This is a genomic window from Streptomyces monomycini (genome assembly GCF_022271435.1).
Classification (GTDB): domain Bacteria; phylum Actinomycetota; class Actinomycetes; order Streptomycetales; family Streptomycetaceae; genus Streptomyces; species Streptomyces monomycini.
In genome coordinates, this window is the sequence record NZ_JAFIQY010000004.1 from 102,503 (window position 1) to 120,879 (window position 18,377).

At 72.5% G+C, this 18,377-nt stretch carries 15 protein-coding genes; 9 read left to right on the top strand and 6 right to left on the bottom strand.

Translation table 11 applies throughout. The features are described from left to right. The first annotated feature begins 2 nt into the window (after positions 1–2). The 3 genes from JXZ78_RS06890 (at position 3) to JXZ78_RS06900 (ending at position 4,369) form a co-directional block, all read left to right on the top strand. Positions 3–770 carry a sirohydrochlorin chelatase gene (locus JXZ78_RS06890; RefSeq protein ID WP_030018858.1) on the top strand — a complete coding sequence of 256 codons (768 nt, stop codon included), beginning with the start codon at positions 3–5 and terminating at the stop codon, positions 768–770. A gap of 126 nt (positions 771–896) precedes the next feature. Beyond that, positions 897–1,226: a trypco2 family protein gene (locus JXZ78_RS06895; protein WP_238782718.1), complete on the top strand. Its 330-nt coding sequence runs from the start codon at positions 897–899 to the stop codon at positions 1,224–1,226. A 26-nt stretch (positions 1,227–1,252) separates the two neighbouring features. Beyond that, positions 1,253–4,369, top strand: a complete 3,117-nt coding sequence (locus tag JXZ78_RS06900; RefSeq protein ID WP_238782719.1) for a tetratricopeptide repeat protein — start codon at positions 1,253–1,255, stop codon at positions 4,367–4,369. Here JXZ78_RS06900 and JXZ78_RS06905 read toward each other — a convergent pair. The 3 genes from JXZ78_RS06905 to JXZ78_RS06915 all read right to left on the bottom strand — a co-directional run bounded on the left by JXZ78_RS06905 (position 4,337) and on the right by JXZ78_RS06915 (position 8,363). Beyond that, complete coding sequence (locus tag JXZ78_RS06905) at positions 4,337–4,879, bottom strand: metallophosphoesterase family protein (RefSeq protein WP_030018861.1); 543 nt, start codon at positions 4,877–4,879, stop codon at positions 4,337–4,339. The two genes, JXZ78_RS06900 and JXZ78_RS06905, sit on opposite strands and share 33 nt — an antisense overlap. A 91-nt stretch (positions 4,880–4,970) precedes the next feature. Beyond that, positions 4,971–7,004 carry a CocE/NonD family hydrolase gene (locus tag JXZ78_RS06910; RefSeq protein WP_030018862.1) on the bottom strand — a complete coding sequence of 678 codons (2,034 nt, stop codon included), beginning with the start codon at positions 7,002–7,004 and terminating at the stop codon, positions 4,971–4,973. 60 nt (positions 7,005–7,064) lie between these two features. After that, on the bottom strand, positions 7,065–8,363 hold the full coding sequence (locus JXZ78_RS06915) for an ATP-grasp domain-containing protein (RefSeq protein WP_030018863.1): 1,299 nt from the start codon (positions 8,361–8,363) through the stop codon (positions 7,065–7,067). 246 nt (positions 8,364–8,609) lie between these two features. Between JXZ78_RS06915 and JXZ78_RS06920 the strand changes: the two genes are divergently transcribed. After that, a complete protein-coding gene (locus tag JXZ78_RS06920) occupies positions 8,610–8,804 on the top strand; it encodes a DUF2795 domain-containing protein (RefSeq protein WP_030018864.1) in 195 nt (64 codons plus the stop codon). Between the two features lie 90 nt (positions 8,805–8,894). Here the strand turns inward: JXZ78_RS06920 and JXZ78_RS06925 are convergent, their stop codons facing one another. The 3 genes from JXZ78_RS06925 to JXZ78_RS06935 form a co-directional block, all read right to left on the bottom strand. After that, positions 8,895–10,163, bottom strand: coding sequence for an MFS transporter (locus tag JXZ78_RS06925; RefSeq protein WP_050502232.1), 1,269 nt, complete (start codon positions 10,161–10,163; stop codon positions 8,895–8,897). Positions 10,164–11,266: 1,103 nt separating this feature from the next. Continuing rightward, positions 11,267–11,635: a PIN domain-containing protein gene (locus JXZ78_RS06930; RefSeq protein WP_033037318.1), complete on the bottom strand. Its 369-nt coding sequence runs from the start codon at positions 11,633–11,635 to the stop codon at positions 11,267–11,269. A gap of 8 nt (positions 11,636–11,643) precedes the next feature. Then, positions 11,644–11,901: a hypothetical protein gene (locus tag JXZ78_RS06935; RefSeq protein WP_030018867.1), complete on the bottom strand. Its 258-nt coding sequence runs from the start codon at positions 11,899–11,901 to the stop codon at positions 11,644–11,646. A gap of 275 nt (positions 11,902–12,176) precedes the next feature. Between JXZ78_RS06935 and JXZ78_RS06940 the strand changes: the two genes are divergently transcribed. The 5 genes from JXZ78_RS06940 (at position 12,177) to JXZ78_RS06960 (ending at position 18,364) form a co-directional block, all read left to right on the top strand. Continuing rightward, positions 12,177–13,226, top strand: coding sequence for a glycosyltransferase family 9 protein (locus JXZ78_RS06940; protein WP_050502226.1), 1,050 nt, complete (start codon positions 12,177–12,179; stop codon positions 13,224–13,226). 127 nt (positions 13,227–13,353) lie between these two features. Then, entirely contained in the window at positions 13,354–14,211 is an 858-nt protein-coding gene (locus JXZ78_RS06945) for a polysaccharide pyruvyl transferase family protein (RefSeq protein ID WP_050502233.1), read from the top strand. A gap of 240 nt (positions 14,212–14,451) precedes the next feature. Further along, entirely contained in the window at positions 14,452–15,414 is a 963-nt protein-coding gene (locus tag JXZ78_RS06950) for a UDP-glucuronic acid decarboxylase family protein (RefSeq protein WP_030018870.1), read from the top strand. Positions 15,415–15,530: 116 nt separating this feature from the next. Further along, positions 15,531–17,312, top strand: a complete 1,782-nt coding sequence (locus tag JXZ78_RS06955) for a carbamoyltransferase family protein (protein WP_033037298.1) — start codon at positions 15,531–15,533, stop codon at positions 17,310–17,312. Then, the gene (locus tag JXZ78_RS06960) at positions 17,309–18,364 is read left to right on the top strand and encodes a glycosyltransferase family 2 protein (protein ID WP_030018872.1); all 1,056 of its coding nucleotides are present in this window, start codon (positions 17,309–17,311) and stop codon (positions 18,362–18,364) included. The genes JXZ78_RS06955 and JXZ78_RS06960 overlap by 4 nt, the downstream gene beginning before the upstream one ends. Positions 18,365–18,377: the final 13 nt, after the last annotated feature.

Sequence of the window (18,377 nt, forward strand, 5' to 3'; positions counted from 1 at the left end):
CCGTGGACAACCGCCCCGCCCGCCCCGCCCTTCTCGTAGTCGCCCACGGAAGCCGCGACCCGCGGCATGCCGCGACCGTCACCGCGCTCCGCACGCGGGTCCAGGCCCAGCGGCCCGGCCTCCGCGTCGAGGTGGCCTTCCTCGACTTCAACGCGCCGGGCGTGCCGCGAGCACTGGAGCGGCTGGCGTCGGACGGCGTACGGGAGGTGGTGGCCCTGCCGCTGCTGCTCACCCGCGCCTTCCACGCCAAGACGGACATCCCGGCGGTGCTGCGGGAGGCCGGCGCGCGGCTGCCCGGACTCGCCGTCCACCAGGCCGATGTCCTCGGCCCCTCCCCCCTCCTCACAGCCGCCCTGGAACGACGGCTGTACGAAGCCGGGCTGCGGCCCGGCGACCGGCGCTCGACCGGGGTCGTGCTGGCCTCGGCGGGCTCCTCCGACCCGGAGGCGATCGCAGTGATCGCTGAAATCGCGCGGGAGTGGCGGTGTACCACCGGTTGGTACGCCGTGCGGCCTGCGTTCGCCTCCGCCTCCCTCCCCCGCACGGCCGACGCCGTACGGGCCCTGCGCGCCGAGGGCGCCGAACGGGTGGCGGTGGCCCCGTACGTGATCGCCCCCGGCCGCCTCCCGGACCGCATCGCGGACGGCGCCGAGGAGGCGGGGGCCGACATCCTCGCCGGGGTCCTGGGTCCGGCGCCGGAGGTGGCGGGGCTGTTGGTGCGGCGGTACGACGAGGCGCTGGGAGGGGAGTTGCGGGCCCTGGCAGCATGACCTCCCGTACTGGCCGCGCCTGGCGGCTCCGAATGCTACGTTCGCTGCCACGGACTTGTGATGGCGACGGCCGCCCGGGCTGTCGGAGCGGGGGAAGGTATGGGCACAAAGGGCCCTCTGGAGAACGTGGAACTCACCGCGGCTGTGCAAGGGCTGAGGGATCAGCTCATGTCCGCCGTGGATGCGTCGGACGGGCAGCCCATCAGGTTCGAGGTCGAGGAAATTGACCTGGAGTTCGCCGTCGAACTGCGCCGCGACGCGCATGCCAAGGCCGGGTTCAAGGCTTGGGTCGTGTCCGGTGACGTGCAGGCGGGAGCGGCCCGCACCTCCACCCACAAGGTGGCCGTGAAACTGAAACCGAAGGACTCCCGGGACGGCAGACCGGTGGAGATCGGTCATCAGGACGACGTGAGCATGGAGGTTTTCAGCGCCCCGCTCGAAGGGCACCGTGCATGAGCGCCCGGTCCGCCGAGCGTGTCGCCATGGTGCAGGCGGCCCGGCAGGGCAGCGGATTCCTGCTCACCTCGCGGCTGGTTCTGACCTCGGCCCATCTTTTCGACGGGACGGAGGACGCCCGCGTCGCCGTTCCGGGCGGTACGGGCGTCCAGCACGGCCGGCTTTTGTGGCGCCGTCGGGACGCGTCGTGTGACGCCGCGTTACTGGAAACCGCCGACGACCTGGTGGCTGACCCGGCGACATGCCCGATATCCGGTGTCATGTGGGGCAGGGTTGCGGGCCTGGCTTCTTGGGAGAACTGTGAGGCGATCGGCTACCCCCGGATTTCCCTCGGGGAGGGAAAGCGGCCGGACACCGAGCAGATCGTCGGAACTTTGAAGCCCGGCTCCTCGCTCTTGCGTGGCCGTTACGTCTTGGACAGCGCCCATTCCCCTCCGCCCAGCGTGGATGGCTCCTCTTCGTCGCCGTGGCAAGGGATGTCGGGAGCCGGCCTCTTCGCCGGGGAGCACCTGATCGGCGTGGTGTGCGGCGACCCTGTGCAGTGGGGGCACGCCCGCGTCGAAGCGGTACCGGTCTCCGTCCTGGTCGGCGATCCCTCGTTCGAGCGGGCGGTGTGGGAAGCGGTCGGGGCGCGGCCGGAGTTGGTGGATGCCGTCAGACCGGTAGCGGAAGCTGCTCAACCACCGCCTGACTCTTTCGAATTCATCTGGCAGCCGGTCCGGGAAGCCGATCCGATGGGATTTGGAATTCACCCTGCACCAGAGGCTCCAGGCCATTCGCAAGTGGTCGAGTACGTAGGCCGCGCCGTCGACGCCCAGTTGGACGCGCATCTCGACGCACTGGCCGACTCCGGCGGCATGCTCCTGCTGACGGGCGATTCGGCGGCGGGGAAGACCCGCTCCCTTTTCGAGAGTATGTGCCGAAAGCTGGGGGAACGGCTGGTCTGCATGCCCGACCCCGATGCGGGGTTGTCCGCGCTCCCCTCCTTCACCGGCGGCGAAGACAGGATCGTATGGCTCGACGACCTGCAGGACTACCTGCGCTCCGACGGACTGACCCTGTCGCTGCTCGACAGGCTGGTCCGCCGCCGGGTCTTGGTCCTCGCCACACTGCGTACGGAGTTCTACGAGCACTACACCGATGACAAGGACACACCACTCCTGACCCGGGGCACCGACCCCCGGCTTCCCTCTTCTCCGGCCCGGATACTCCGCAGGGCACAGCGCCTCCCCCTTGAACGCATCTGGTGCGACAGCGAACGGCGGAGCGCTTCCCACAGCACTGATCCGCGTATCGTAGAGGCGTTGAGGTCCGACAGGGCCTATGGAGTGGCCGAATATCTCGCGGCAGGCCCACAGGTGCTCACGCTGTGGCGCTCCGCTTCCCGGGTGAGAGGCAACCCGCGAGGAGCCGCGCTCGTCGCCGCCGCGATCGACCTCGTACGCACCGGCGTTGACTCCGCCCTGCCGCCCGACGCTGTGGAGCGTCTGCACGAGCATTACCTCGACCAGGCGGGCGGTCCCGCGCTGCGGCCGGAAGGACTGGACGAGGCGTGGCGCTGGGCGGGGCGGGTCGTGCTGGGCGTGACCAGTCCGCTGGTACCCGGCCGGGGCGGGACGTGGAAGCCGTGCGACTACCTGGTGTCCCATGTCGCACGCCGGTCCCGGCCGAACGATCTGCCAGCGGAAGTGTGGGCCGAGGCCCTACGCATCGTGGAGGACGCACGTCGCGTAGTGGTGTCGACGGTGGCTAGGGTCGCCGGACATCCGAACACCGCGAAGGACGTGCTGCGTCCGCTCGTGGCCGTAGACGACCGTGAGGCCCTGGTCAACCTCGGGGCTCTCCTGACCGCGGAGAACGACCACGAGAAAGCTGCGACGTACTTCCGCCGCGCCTCGGAACTCGGTGATCCGACTGGAGCGCACAACATGGGTGCGCTGTATGTCATGCGGGGTGATCTGGCGAGTGCACGCGACTGGTACACACTGGCCATCGAGCGCGGTGAACTGTCGTCTATTGGCGCCCTCGGCCTGGTCCATGAAAAGCTGGGGAACCGAGAGGAAGCGACGAACCTGTGGAAACGCGGAACCGAGGCCGGTGACCCCGGGAGCGCACTGCTGTATTCCGACTGGCTGTCCTCGCAGTGGCAGTCGGAAGAAGCGGTGGCGGCCTTGCGTATCGCGGCCGACGGCGCGGCGGTTCCCTACGCGGCGTTGTCGTACGCCGGCGTCCTTTTGCGCAAGGAGAACCACGAAGCGGCGAATGCCTACGTGTCCAAGGCGTACAACGCGGCGGTCACGCAAGGCCGACTGGGGGAGCCAGTCGGCTATCTGATGGCCGGAGTGACCGCTTACTCTTTCGGTGACGTCCAGGCAGGCGAGGAGTGGTGGAACCAGGCCCGTTCCAAAGGCTGCTCGGTGGACTGGCACGTCGCCGACGCTCCGGCCGGTCACCCCGGTCTGCGGCATCTCGCCATGAGTCTGGATACTCGAAACAAGCTCGGCGACGAGGGCATTCACCACCTAATGCGGATCCTATGGGCCGGAGACTGTCTGGACTGCGGATACCCCCTGCAGGACGGTGTGCCCGCGCTGTACGTGGACGACCAGTACACAACTGCAGACGCAAGGCTGTTCCACTTCGGACTGTGCAGGTACCCGCGGTGGAATGAATCCGCCCTCGTGACCGTCGCGAAGGAAGCAGGAGTGAGTTGGGAGGCGTTCACCGCCGCGGTACCGGCGGATGGACAGCTGGTTCCAGCCCTAGTTGTGAACCCCGCTTTGGAGGCGGCTCATCTGATCCTGGAGGATCAGGTCTGGACGCCGACCGCCAGGTACGGCCCGCAGTCACCCCTGTGCGCCCCTCTTCGCCTTCGACCTCTTCAAGCCGGCTTTCCGGCTCGCACACCAGATTCCCCTGCACGGGCTTTCGTCAGAGAAGGCGAAGTGGCGGTATCGGTTGTATTCGAGGCCTGGTGGGCTCCTGCCCTCAAGGAACATGTCACGCTGGTGCAACGGCACGGCGGCCTGCTGCTCATCATGACCAGCGCCTTCGAGCCGAAGAGCTCTCCTACCGTGGAGACACTGATGACGGTTTTGCGGTCCCAGGAATCAACGGCGTGCTGGGTCTCCCTGGGAAAATGACGTCGCGCGACGCAACGGCAGCCGATGCAGCTCCACCTCGCTGAGCCGCCCCTCCGCCGCCCACGCCGTCATGTACGTGCAGTACGGCTGCCGTCGGCGATCGGTCGGTGAGCCCGGGTTGAGCAGGCGCAGGCGGCCGTCCTCCGTCGTGGTGTCCCAGGGGATGTGGCTGTGGCCGAAGACGAGCACGTCGAGGTCCGGGTACTGCTGGGCGCAGCGGCGTTCACGGCCCTGCTTCTGGCCGGTTTCGTGCACCACGCCCCAGCGGAGCCCGCCGAGTTCGGCGTACGCCACCTCCGGCAGGCGGGCGCGCAGGTCCGGGCCGTCGTTGTTGCCGTACACGCCGAGGAGTCTGCGGGAGCGTTCCTCCAGCAGGTCCAGGGTGGCGGTGTCCACCCAGTCCCCGGCGTGTACGACCACGTCGGCGCGCGCCACCTGCTCCAGCAGCTCCGGTGGCAGGGCCTTGGCGCGTTTGGGCAGGTGGGTGTCGGACGTCAGCAGCAGGCGCACGGGCCGACCGTAGCTCCTCTCCGTGGCAGTCGCGTCGCACGGCCGCGTGCGTGTCCGCGCGGGCAGTCGCGCCGCGCTGCCGTCCGTGTCCTCACAGGCAGTCGCGCGGCAGCGTCTCGTTCCAGGTGCGGGAGAAGACGCGGTGGTCGTTCTCGTAGCCGTCCAGGGTGGCGTCGATGTGGAACTCCTTCTCGGAGCAGCGCAGTTTCTGGTGGGTGACGACCCGGACGTCCCAGTCGCCGCGCCGGAAGCGCATGGTCCACAGGGTCTCGCCGGTGGCGGAGGTGAAGTCGTCGGCGACGGTGGTGTAGCGCTCGTAGGCGCGCCGCCCGACCTCCATGCCGGTGTCCTCCAGGCGCGCCAGCCCCCGGTCCTTGACGATCTCAAGCTCGGAGGTGTAGCCGACCAGGTCCCGCTTGACGTCCCAGCGCTCCTCCGGCGGGGTCAGCTGGGTGACAGTGAGCGGCCGGGCGCCCTCCGGCTCGCCGAACGGGCGCGGCGGCAGCCGGTCCGGTTCGGTGGTGGGCCGGACCGGCAGGGTCAGGGTGCTGCTGCCCTCGTGGACGCTGAGCGTGGCGGGCCGGGGCGGCGGCCAGGCCAGCGGCCAGTACGAGGTGGACAGCGACAGCCGGATGCGGTGGCCGGGCGGGAACGCCTGGGCGACGCCGTTGAGCTGGACGGTGGCGCGGTAGCGCCGGCCGGGCTCCAGGGGCTCGGGCTCGCCGACCGTCTCGTGGTGGGCGAGGTTGAGCACGCCGTAGGTGACGCGGGTGGCCCGGCCGTCGGGGGCCACGTCGGTCAGGCGGGCGGCGACCATGGCGACCGGTTCGCTGACCGACAGGTCGAGTTCGACGGTGGGCGAGCCGAGGATCTCGACGCGCTCGGTGAGCCGGTCGCTGTCGAAGACCAGCGAGCCGCCGTCCTCCTCGCGCTGGTCGTACGGCAGGTCCGGCGGCGCGTTGTAGGAGGCCCACTTGCCGGCGAACTGGCCGACGGACAGCGGTGACTGGACGGTCAGCGTGCCGCAGTTCCGGTCGCCGCACTCCTCGCCGTCGGCGCCGATGCGGTGCCGGAAGAGCGGGCGGGATACGGAGCGGACGTGCGGGGAAGGCCAGTCCGGCTCGCCGACCCAGCGGCCCGGCCGGGTCTCGTAGGACGTGGACGGCGGCACGCTGTCCTGCATCCAGGCGCTGAGCATCGGGCCGTCCATGACGCCGTTGTCGGCGCCCTTGAGCCAGTGGTCCCACCAGCGCACGACTTCCTGGAGGTAGCCGATCGCGGGCCCGGGCTCACCCAGATGGGGGAACTTGTGCGACCAGGGGCCGATCAGGCCCTTGCGCGGTACGTCGAGGTTGCCCAGCAGCCGGGTCACGGCGTTGGAGTAGCCGTCGGCCCAGCCGCTGGAGGCGAGGACCGGGCAGCGTACGGAGCGGTAGTCCTCGCAGACCGAGGCGTGCCGCCAGTAGTCGTCGCGGCGCTGGTGGCGCAGCCAGTTCAGGGCCCACGGTTCGGTGTGCTCCAGGCGTTCGCGCCACATCCCGCGCCAGCGGCCGCCGACCACGGCCGGGTCGGGCGGGCAGGTGGCGTAGGCGAACATGGTGCCCGCCTCGGCGAGGTTGTCGGAGAGCAGCTGGCCGCCCATGTAGTGCATGTCGTCGGCGTACCGGTCGTCGGTGAAGGACGCGATGACGATGGCGCGCAGGCTCTCGGGCTGCCGGGCGGCGACCTGGAGGGCGGCGAAGGCGCCCCAGGACAGGCCCATCATGCCGGTGTTCCCGTCGCACCAGGGCTGGTCGGCCAGCCAGGCGAGGACGTCCTCGGCGTCGGCCTGTTCCTGCTCCAGGTACTCGTCCTTCAGGACGCCCTCCGACTCGCCGGTGCCGCGCAGGTCGACGCGGACGCAGGCGTAGCCGTGGCCGGCGATGTAGGGGTGGTGGATGGAGTCGCGTACGGCGGTCAGGTCGCCTTTGCGGTACGGGATGTACTCCAGCACCGCCGGCACCGGTTCCTCGTCGGACGCCGTGGGACGCCAGATGCGCGCCGACAGGCGGGTGCCGTCGGAGACGGGGATCGTGACATGGTCCTCCTCCGTCGTCGCGCAGGGCAGATTGCTGACGAAACGCATGGGGCGACCTTCTCCTCGCTGTCGTGCGGTCGGCGCTGTCGTGCGGCCGGGCGGACCGGTTCAGCCGTCCCCGTCGGCGGGCCCGGCCTTCTCGAAGGCCAGGTTCAGGGCCGCCACGCAGTGGTCGTACTTCTCGCGCAGCTCCTCTTCACTGTCGCCCCCGGTGAAGACATGGGCCAGTTCGAAGCTGTAGCTGTCCTGCTGCTCCATGTCCGACAGGTGCTGGCCCGGCTCGGGAATCACGTGGATGCGCGTGCCCGGGATCTCGCGCTCGATGCGCTCGATCTCCTCCTGGGAGGGCACCGCGCAGGCGACGCCGTCGGCGAACCAGCGGTAGTACCACTTGGCGGCCGTCCGGTAGCGGCCCTCGCGGTGCGGCATCGACGGGTCCTCGCCGAGGGCGAGGCGCAGCATGGCGTGGTGGTTGGGGGCGCCGTCGACGTACTGGAAGAGTTCGGCGTGCGACTGGGAGTGCCGGGGGTTGACCTCCAGCACGTTGATGTCGTCGGTGTGCGGGTCGTAGAAGTACTCGATGCTGAACGTGGCCTCCTGCATCCCGATCTGCCGCATCACGCGGGTGGAGGCGTCGCGCAGCCGGTGCAGCACGGTCTCGGGCAGCGTCGAGGGGTACTGGTGGCGCAGGAAGGACGAACTGCCGGGGTAGTCGATGGAGTCCAGGACGCCGTAGACCGTGACCTCGCCGTCGTGCACGTAGCCCTCGACCGCGACCTGGATGCCGGACAGCGCCTCCTCCGCCAGGCAGACCTGCCCGCCGACGCCCGCCATCTCCGAGGGGAGGTCGAGGCGGTCGAGGATGTACTCGAAGGGCTGGCCGACGCGGCCGATGCCCTTGCGGATCTTCTCGACGGCCGCGTGGAACTCCGTCTCGTCCCGGACGCCGTAGGCCAGTTCCGAGGAGTAGGCGAGGGCGGGCTTGAGCCACATGGGGAATGCGACGCCCTCGGGCGGGTTCGGCGGGTCCGCGTGGAGGTCGACCCGGCCGAAGCGCGGGTGGGTGTCGACGGCCTTCTCCTGCTCCAGCCGGCTCCAGTACTTGTGCTCGCACTTGACGACCGATTCCAGGCTGGTGCTGCGGGTGCCGTAGCGCTCGCTCAGGATCGGTACGAGGGTGCTGACCGGGAAGTCCCAGTAACCGACGATGGCGTCGATGCTGCCGTCGAAGGAGTCCAGCAGCTGCTGGGCCTTGTCCAGGAGGCCGGGTACGGAGACCTCGCCGACCTGGAGTTCCTTGACGGTGAGCAGCGGGTGGAAGCGGTACCGGTCCGCGTCGGGAACGTCGTGCAGGGCGGGCAGGTTGGCCGCCTCCAGGCCGATCACAAAGATGTTCTTCTGACTCACCAGGGGATCCTCCTCGCCGCTCGCTGTCCGGCGAGGCACGCGAGTACCCGCCGGGATCACGGCAAACCCCGGGGAGCCGCCCGGGCGACGGCAAGAGGGCTGGTGGGCGGCGTGGCGCGGCGAGGGGACGGGGTTTCCCCACACAGGACACCTGTCCGATTAATCCACTAATGCCCGGGTACTGGAGGGGCGGCCGTCCGGCAGCCCGCCGGACGGCACACCCCACCCCCGTCAAGCGGAGGACCCATGAGCGACACCAACCCGATCGAGCTCCAGAAGGCGCTCAAGGGCGCGCACTACCCGGCGAGCAAGGACGACCTGGTCTCCTGCGCCGAGGGCAATCACGCGGGCAGCCAGATGAAGGACAAGATTTCCCACATCCCCAGCAAGAGCTACGAGAACCCTGCCGAGGTGGAGAAGGCCGTCTTCAAGGGCCGGTGAGCCGGGACCCGGCGAGCGGCGTCCCGCGGGACCGGTGAAAGCCTCCGGGGGCCGGCGGGGCATCCGTCCCGCCGGCCCCCGGAGCGTCCCTCAGGCCACCGACCGGTAGTCCGCCGCCACGGCGGGGGCGGGCGCCGGTGCCAGCCAGGCGATCTGCCGGCGGGAGCGCAGCAGGGCGCCGGCGCCGATCGCCACGGCGATGATCAGGCCGCCGGCCACCAGGGCGCCCCGGGCACCGGCCACCTCCATCAGGAGACCGAGCAGCGGCGGCGCCACCAGGCCCCACACCGTGCTCGCGCTGCGCCACACGCCCAGCACCCGGCCCCGCATGTTCGCGGGCGGGTCCGTCTGGAGCACCGTCGTACCGGCCGTGTCGGAGACCGACTCGACCACCGACATGGGCAGCACCAGGACGAGCAGGACGATCAGCGACGGCGACAGCCCGGCGAAGACCTGGAGCAGCGCACCGGCGGCGGCCAGCGCGCCGACGAGCTTGACCGACGGGTTGCGCAGCCGGGCCGCGAGGATCGCGCCGACGATGCCGCCCGCCGCCAGCACCGAGGAGACGGTGCCGAACGCTCCGGCGCCCGCCGCCAGCGGGCCGGTGACCAGGACGGCCAGGGTCAGCTGGTAGTTACGGCCGAAGATCGCGCTCAGCCCGGTGATGGCGGCCAGCGCGACCAGGCGCGGGCGGCGCATGAAGAACGCCAGCCCGTCCCTGGCCCGGTCGCCGATCTCCTCCTCCGGAGCGCCCACGGCCTCCACGGCCTTCTCGGTGGCCTGCGAGGGCTTCGCGGGCGCCCGCAACGCCTCGCTGACCGGCCGCAGGAACGGGATGACGGCCGCGACGAACAGGAAGGACACCCCGTTGGCCGCGTAGGCGGCACCGGTGCCCAGGAAGCCGACGGCGACACCGGCCAGGCCCGTACCGCCGAGGCGCCCGACACTGTGCACCAGCGAGCCGACCGCGATGGCGGAGGGCACGTCCTCCCGGCGCACGAGGTCGTTGCCGAGCAGGGCGGTGGCGGGTCCGTCGATCGTGGCGATCAGACCGGTGACGGCGGCGAGCACCATCAGCAGTCCGTAGTTGAGCTGGCCGGTCGCAACCAGGGCCGCGGTCGTGAAGGCGACCAGGCCCAGTACGGCCTGGCTCAGCCCGGCGGTGAGCTTGCGCGGCCAGCGGTCCACGGCGGCACCGCCGAACAGGCCCATGACCAGCCCGGGACCGGCCTGCACGGACAGCGACAGACCGGTGGCCGCCGCGGAGCCGGTGAGCTGGAGCACCAGCAGGTTCTGCACGGTGAGCTGCATCCAGGTGCCGACGTTGGACACCAGGTTCGCCACCGACCACCAGCGCATGCTGCGGTACCGCAGGGAGCGCCACGGCGCGTGGTCGCCGCCGTCGCCCTTGGCCTTGCGGCCCAGGAGGTACCGGAAGCCACCGGCACGCCGACGCACATTTTTTTCGGTTTCGACTGTTTCGGGAGTTTCCGGTGCGGGAATCGTTTCGTGGGAGTCCGCCTGCGCCGGGACACGGGCAGCGGAACGGACGGAAGAAGACGCAGAAGACACAGCGGCAGAAACTTCGTGAAGAGCCCAGCAGGCTCGGAGCGCGGCTCGGCGGGCACGGGGCACGACTGCGTGCGGCGTGGGCACCGATTCGGTCGGAATGCCGGCCTCTCCCGGTCCGTGGCGACGGACCCTCTCAGGCGCAGCAATGTGCCATCTTCACAGACGCTTCCCGACCGGGGGAACACCCGGCCGGGAAGCAGTCGCGCCGTGGACGCGCGCGAGACCCCTGGATCCCGTGTGCCGCAAGGGGTCCAGGGGGTGGGTGGGGTTGCTCACAGGGGAGGTCGGGGCGGGGGTGGTCTGGGCCGACGGGTCGGCGGGAGACCGGAGAGACGGGGAGGTCGGGGCCTACGGGTCGGCGAGACCGGAGCCGGGGAGGCCGGCGAAGCCGGGGCGGAGGGCGTCGCGCCCGGATGTTGGCCGGGCCGGGACCGGGACTCGCGCGCCCGAACCGAGCCGGGACCCGACCGGGGCCGGGGCTGAGCCGCTCGCCCTACGGGGCAAGCGCTCACATTCCCCCACCGGGGGCCTACCCAGACGTAGCCACGCCGAAGCCCGCGCGCTCGAACCCAGCCGGGGCCGAGCAGGGCCGGGCCGCCCGCCCTACGGGGCGAGCGCTCGCATTCCCCCACCGGGGGCCTACCCAGACGTAGCCACGCCGAAGCCCGCGCGCTCGAACCCAGCCGGGGCCGAGCAGGGCCGAGCCGCCCGCCCTACGGGGCGAGCGCTCGCATTCCCCCACCGGGGGCTTACCCAGACGTAGCCGGATCGAAGCCCGCACCCCTGAACCGAGCCGGGACCGAACCGAGCCGGGACCGAGCCGGGACCGAGCCGGGACCGAGCCGGGACCGAGCCGGGACCGAACAGCCGAGACCAGAGCGGCGCCCGGATCAGGGGGCGAGATCGAGGACGCGGACTGGGCGACCGTGCCACTGCTTGGGCAGGGCCGTGGCAACAACCGCTCCGCCGGGGCGGTCAGGGGTGGGTTGAGCGGCGTGCTGGACATGAGCCGTTGCCCACGCCTTCTCCCGCGCCACGGCCAAGACCGCCGGAAGGTCCAGGTCCAGGACGGTGATGCCGGGCAGGGCAGCAAGGTGTTCCGCCGTTCCGGGGCGGGCCCGGTCAGCTTCGACCAGCGCGCACGCTGGGGCGTAGAGGAACCAGTCCGCCTCGGCGTGAGCCCGGTGGATCAGCCGCGAGGCGAGGACGTTGCCCTGGCCGGCTGCGGCCATCGCCGTGTCGTCGAGGATGATGTGCATCGGCTCGCTCACCGGCCGACCGCACGGGCCAGACGTCGGTCGAGTTCAGCGTCCAAGCCCTGCTGTTCGTCCCGGCTCGGGGCGTACCCCGTCCACTGCTGCAATGCCGCCCGGGCCTGTTCAGCCTGTTCGGCCCGCTCCTGCGGAGTCTTCAGGGTGTCGGCGAGACGGGCCAGGTAAGCCCGCAGCGACAACCCTTCGCCAGCAGCTATGGCGGCCAGCCGCTCCTTGGCTTCTTCCGGCATCCGGACGTTGGCGTCAGACATCGTCGTGCTCCTTTCCCTTGAGTAGTTTACGGGTACGTACCCGTACCCGTCGCCTTATCGGAGGACGGACATCCAGCGGCTCCGAATGTCCCGCAACCGACGGAAGGCTCCCCCGGTCGCGCCCCGCCCCCGCCGCCCGCACATTGGGATGCAGCGATGCGTGCCCTGGAGGTGGGCCCGCGCTGCCCCGTACCGCCCCGCGCCGGGGGCCCGGCGTCGATGGGGCACGCAGGGATGCCGAGGAGGCACCCGTACAGCCCCGAGGAGGCACCCGTATGGCCCCGGCCCGCACCCGCCCCCGTGATCCGCTCCGTTCGCCCGACCGGCCTCGCATCCTGGTGCTCAGGGCGCTCGGCCTCGGGGATCTGCTGACGGCGGTGCCCGCCCTGCGGGCCCTGCGCACCGCCCATCCGCTGCATGAACTGGTGCTGGCGGCGCCCCGCCGTCTTGAGGAGGCCGCCCTGGCCACGGGCGTGGTCGACCGGCTACTCCCCGCGTCGGCGCCCGCCCGTGAGGTGCCGCAGGCCATCGGGTGGACCGGTCCGCCGCCTGCCGTCGCCGTGGACCTGCACGGCAATGGGCCCGCCAGCCACCTGCCGCTGCAAGCGCTGCGCCCGGCGCGGTTGCTCGCGTACGCGCATCCGGCCACCCCGCGGATCGCGGGCCCGGTCTGGCGCGAGGACGAGCACGAGCGCAGCCGCTGGTGCCGTCTGCTGACCTGGTACGGCATTCCGGCGGACCCGGAGGACCTGCGCGTCGGGGCGCCCTCGGAGCCCTCCCCCGCGCCGGGCGCGGTCGTGGTGCACCCGGGGGCGGACGCCGGGGCGCGCCGCTGGCCGCCGGAACGGTTCGCCGCGGTGGCGCACGCGCTGCACCGGGCGGGGCGCCGGGTCGTCGTCACCGCGGGCGCCGGCGAGGGGCCGCTCGCCCGGCAGGTCGCTGCGCAGGCGGGGCTGCCGTCGTCGGCTGTACTGGGGGGCGCGGCGGACGTGCCGTTCGGGGAGCTGGCGGCGCTGGTCGCCGGAGCCCGTGCGGTGATCGTGGGCGACACCGGACTCGCGCATCTGGCCAGCGCCCTCGGCACGCCGTCCGTGGTGCTCTTCGGCCCGGTGGCGCCGCGGCTGTGGGGCCCGCCCCGGGTGCCCCGGCACCAGGTGCTGTGGCACCCGGACCACCTGGACCGGGCCCGCCCCGGGGACGCGCACGGCGACCAGCCGGACGGGCGGCTGCTGCGGATCACCGCGGCGGAGGTGCTGACGGCCGTGGCGCGGCTGCCCGGGCCCGTACGCGTACCGGAGCGGCCGGTCGCGGCGCCGGTGCTGTGAGGGGGCGCGGAGCGCGCGGTGCCGCCGGGGCTTCCGTGCGGGCGGCGCTGTGACCGGGGGCCGCCCCCCGCGGGTCCTGCTCACCGGCTGGTTCAGCTTTCTGCACGGCGAGGTGACGGCCGGCGACATGCTCGCGGCCGAGGCGGTGGAGGCCGCGCTGGACGGTGCCGGGATCGCGTACGACACTGCCTGGTCGCCGGTGTTCCGGCCGGACGCGCTGCATCTGGACCGCGCCGATCCCGCCCGGTACACCGATCTCGTCTTCGCCTGCGGCCCGGTGCACTCCCGTCCCCCGCCGGACGGCGGGCCGAGTCCGCTGCTCGCGCTGCACGACCGGTTCGCGGGGTGCCGCCGGGTCGCCGTCGGCGTGTCCGTACCCGATCCGGACGATCCGGCGGTGACCCGCTTCGACGACGTGCTGGCCCGTGACGCCGCCGGGCAGCCGGCCGGGGCACGGGATCTGAGCCTGCGGGCTCCGGCGGCGTCCGGTCTGCCGCTCGTCGGCGTCGTCCTGACCGACGGGCAGCACGAGTACGGTGTCCGCCGCCGGCACACCGAGGTCGGCGACGTACTGACGGACTGGCTGGGCACGGTCGAGGCGGCGCGTCTGCCGATGGACACCCGCCTGGACTCGCGCGACTGGCGGCTGCCCGCGACGCCGGACGAACTGCACGCCGTACTGGCCCGGCTGGACGTGGTGGTGACCACCCGGCTGCACGGCCTGGTCCTGGCGCTGCGGGCGGGCACCCCGGCGCTCGCCGTGGATCCCGTCGAGGGCGGCGCGAAGGTGAGCGCCCAGGCGGCGGCGCTGGGCTGGCCCGCGGTACTGCGCTGCGAGCAGGCGGGCGCGGCCGAGTTGGACCGGCTGCTGGCCTGGTGCCTGTCGGAGCGGGGCCGGGCCCGGGCGGCGCGGCACACGGTCCGGCCGGACGGTGGCGGGCTGCTCGACGGGCTGCTGCGGTGCCTGGCCCGGCCGTACGGGTGACTGTGGGGCGGTAGTTGCTGCCGGGGTGTGCGGGAGAAGTGCCCGGCTCCGTACGCGGTGCCGCCGGGGCGGCGGTGGGCTCGCGGCCCGGAGGCGGCCGGTGGGAGACAGGGGGTGGCGATAGAGTGACTTTTCACCATAAGACATGGCAGGACAGCCCGCAGTGTCGCCTAGCGTGACGTTTCTCCTGAAGCAGGCGAGGCACCCGATTCGGGGCAAACCCCTAGTCGAGGGAGTCCCATGAACGCCGCTCTTTCCCGGAACTGGAAACACGCCGTGGTGACCGGCGGCGCGGGTTTCGTCGGTTCCCACCTGTGCACCGCACTGCTGGCCCAGGGCGCCCGCGTCACCTGCGTCGACGACCTGAGCACCGGAACACCGGAGAACATCGCCCCGTTGCGGGGGATACCCGGGTTCACGTTCGTGGAGGCCGATGTCACCGAGCCGTTCCGGATCGGGCACGAAGTGGATCTCGTCCTGCACTTCGCCTCCCCGGCCTCCCCCGCCGACTACCTGCGGCTGCCCCTGCACACGCTGGACACCGGCAGCCTCGGCACGCGCAACGCCCTCGCCGTGGCGCGGACGCACGGGGCGCGCTTCGTCCTCGCCTCGACCTCCGAGGTCTACGGCGACCCGCAGCAGCATCCGCAGAGCGAGACCTACTGGGGCAACGTCAACCCGGTCGGCCCGCGGAGCGTGTACGACGAGGCGAAACGTTTCGGGGAAGCGCTGACCACGGCCGAGGCGAACACCCACGGCACCGACACCGGCATCGTGCGGCTGTTCAACACCTACGGGCCGCGGATGCGGGGCCACGACGGCCGCGCCGTGCCGACGTTCATCCGGCAGGCGCTGGCCGGGGAGCCGCTCACCGTCACCGGCGACGGCCTGCAGACCCGCTCCCTGTGCCATGTGGACGACACCGTCCGCGGCATCCTCGCGGCGGCCGCCTCCGACCTGCGCGGACCGGTCAACCTGGGCAACCCGGTCGAGATCACCATGCTCGAACTCGCCCACCTGATCACCGAACTGACCGGCTCCCGCTCCCCGGTCCGGTACATCGAGCGGCCCACCGACGACCCCGCGGTCCGCTGCCCCGACATCACGATGGCCCGCGGCAAGCTCCAGTGGGAGCCCGAGGTGGCGCCACGGGACGGCCTGGCGCGCACCGTCGCGTGGTTCCGCAAGCGGCAAGGGGACTGACACCGCCTCCGGTTCCGGCCGCCCCGGGACCGGAGCCCGCGGCGTGCGGCCGTCCCGGCCGAGACCGGGCGGCGGGCCGGACGCCGTCCATCCCGACGAAAGGCCAGCGAAACCCCATGCGCATTCTCGGCATCAACGCGCTCTTCCACGACCCCGCCGCCGCCCTCGTCGTCGACGGGCAGACCGTGGCCGCCGCCGAAGAGGAACGCTTCTCCCGAAGAAAACACGGCAAGCGGCCGGTGCCCTTTTCCGCCTGGGAGACACCCGACCAGGCCGCCGCCTGGTGCCTGGCCACGGCCGGCCTGCGCCCCGAGGACCTGGACGCGGTGGCGTACTCCTTCGACCCCCGACTGGCCCGGCCCGCCGACCAGATGGGCCTGGACGACCCCTGGGACCACCTGCGCCTGACGTATGCGCGCGAGGCCCCCGGGTTCCTCAAGGCCGCGCTGCCGGGCCTCGACCCGCAACGCGTCCGCTACGTCCCGCACCACATGGCACACGCCGCCTCCGCCGCGTTCGGCGCGCCGGACGCCGACAACTCCTCGGTGCTCGTGCTCGACGGCCGTGGCGAGGCGACCTCGCACCTGGCCGCGCAGCGCGTCCAGGGCAAGCTGGAGCCGCTGTACGGGCAGGAGTTGCCGCACTCGCTCGGCCTGGTCTACGAGGAGCTGACCGCGCACCTCGGCTTCCTGCGCTCCTGCGACGAGTTCAAGGTGATGGCACTCGCCTCGTACGGCACCCCGCGGATGCTGCCCGAGCTGCGCCGCTACGTGTATCCCACCGGTGACGGCGGCTTCCACGCCGCGCACGTGCCGTGGAGCGACCTGTGTGTGCCGCGCAGCCCGGACGAGCCGTGGAGCCAGGCGCACGCCGACCTCGCGGCCAGCGCCCAGCTCGTCCTGGAGGAGACGCTGCTGGACCTGGCCCGCTGGCTGCACGGCCGCACGCACGACAGTGTGCTGACGCTGGCCGGCGGGGTGGCGCTGAACTGCGTGGCCAACGCCCGGATCGCGCGCGAGGGGCCGTTCGACCGGGTGTGGGTGCAGCCCGCCGCCGGTGACGCCGGGACCGCGCTCGGCGGCGCGCTGCTGCTGAGCGCCCAGGGCGGTGAGGAGCCCGCGCCGATGCCCGGCGCCGACCTCGGCCGCGGCTGGTCCGACACCGAGCTGGAGGCGTGGCTGCGGACCGCCGCCGTGCCCTTCGAGCGGCCGGCGGACATCGCCGCGACCGTCGCCGAGGCGCTGGCGGAGAACGCCGTCGTGGCCTGGTTCCAGGGGCGTTCGGAGTACGGGCCGCGGGCACTCGGCCACCGCTCCCTGATGGCGCACCCCGGTCACTCGGCCAACCTGGAGCGGCTGAACGACGTCAAGGGCCGTGAGCAGTTCCGGCCGGTCGCGCCGATGGTGCTGGCCGACCGGGCGGGCCGGATCTTCGACGGGCAGCTGCCCAGCCCGTACATGCTGTTCGTGCACGACGTGGCCAAGGAGTGGCGGGAGCGCATCCCGGCCGTGGTGCACGTGGACGGCACCGCCCGCATCCAGACCGTGGACCGGGAGGACGAGCCGCTGGTGGCCCGGATGCTGGCCGAGTTCGAGCGGCTGACCGGGCTGCCCGTCGTCGTCAACACGAGCCTGAACACCGCGGGCCGTCCGATGGTCGACGACCCGCGGGACGCGCTGGAGTGCTTCGGTTCCACGCCCGTCGACCTGCTGGCCATCGGGCCGTTCGCGGTACGGCGGGACGCGTTCTTCGCCGCCGGGAACCGGTCGGCGCACCGCGCCGAGGTGCTGTCCTTCCCGGCCGGGATCGAGGAGGAGGTGGCGCCCGCCTCGTACGACCGGCTGGCGCGGCCCGTGCAGGCACCGGTCGCGGGCAGCGGTGAGGGGGCGGTCCGATGACCTCGCCGACCGCCGCCGACCACACGGTGGTGATCCCCACCCTCGGGCGGCCCAGCCTGACGGCGTGCCTGCGGGCGCTGGCCGAGGCCGAGGGTCCGCCGCCGCTCCAGGTGGTGCTGGTGGACGACCGGCCGCTGGACGACTGCACGCCGCTGCCGGTCGAGATCCCCGAAGGACTGCGGGACCGGACGAAGACCGTGCCGGGCTGCGCACGCGGGCCGGCGGCGGCCCGCAACACCGGCTGGCGGGCGGCGGACGCCACGCCGTGGGTGGTCTTCCTCGACGACGACGTGGTGCCCGGCCCCACCTGGGGTACGGACCTGGCGGCCGATCTCGCCGCCGCGTCACCGCGTACGGCCGGGATCACCGCGCGCATCGCCGTACCGGTGCCCGCCGATCGCCGGTCCACGGACTGGGAGCGCAACACGGCCGGGCTGGCCACCGCCAAGTGGATCACCGCGGACATGGCGTACCGGCGGGACGCGCTGGAGTCCGTGGACGGCTTCGACGAGCGGTTCCGGCGCGCCTTCCGGGAGGACGCCGACCTGGCGCTGCGGGTCCTGGCGGCCGGCTGGTCGCTGGCGGCCGGCACCCGCCGCACCACGCATCCGGTGCGGCCGGCCGGCCGCTGGGTCTCCGTACGGCTCCAGGCGGGCAACGCCGACGACGTCCTGATGACCCGTAAGCACGGCCGGGACTGGTGGCACCACGCGGACGCGCCGCGCGGCCGGCTGCCGTGGCACCTGGTGGTGACGGCGGCGGCCGGGGCCTCGCTGGGCTGCGCCGCGGCCGGGCGGCGCCGGGCGGCGCTGGCGCTGGCCGGGCTGTGGCTGGCCGGGACGGCGGAGTTCGCGTGGGCGCGGATCGCGCCGGGGCCCCGTACCCGGGACGAGGTGGTGACGATGGCGGTGACCAGCGCGCTCATCCCGTCGGCCGCCGCCGGGCACTGGCTGCGCGGGCTGGTGCGGCACCGCCGGGTGGCGCCGGTGAGTGTCCGGCCCGCGCCCGCCGTGCCGGTGGCCGAGCCGCGGCCGGTTCCGGAGCGGGTGTAACCCGTGGGCGCGG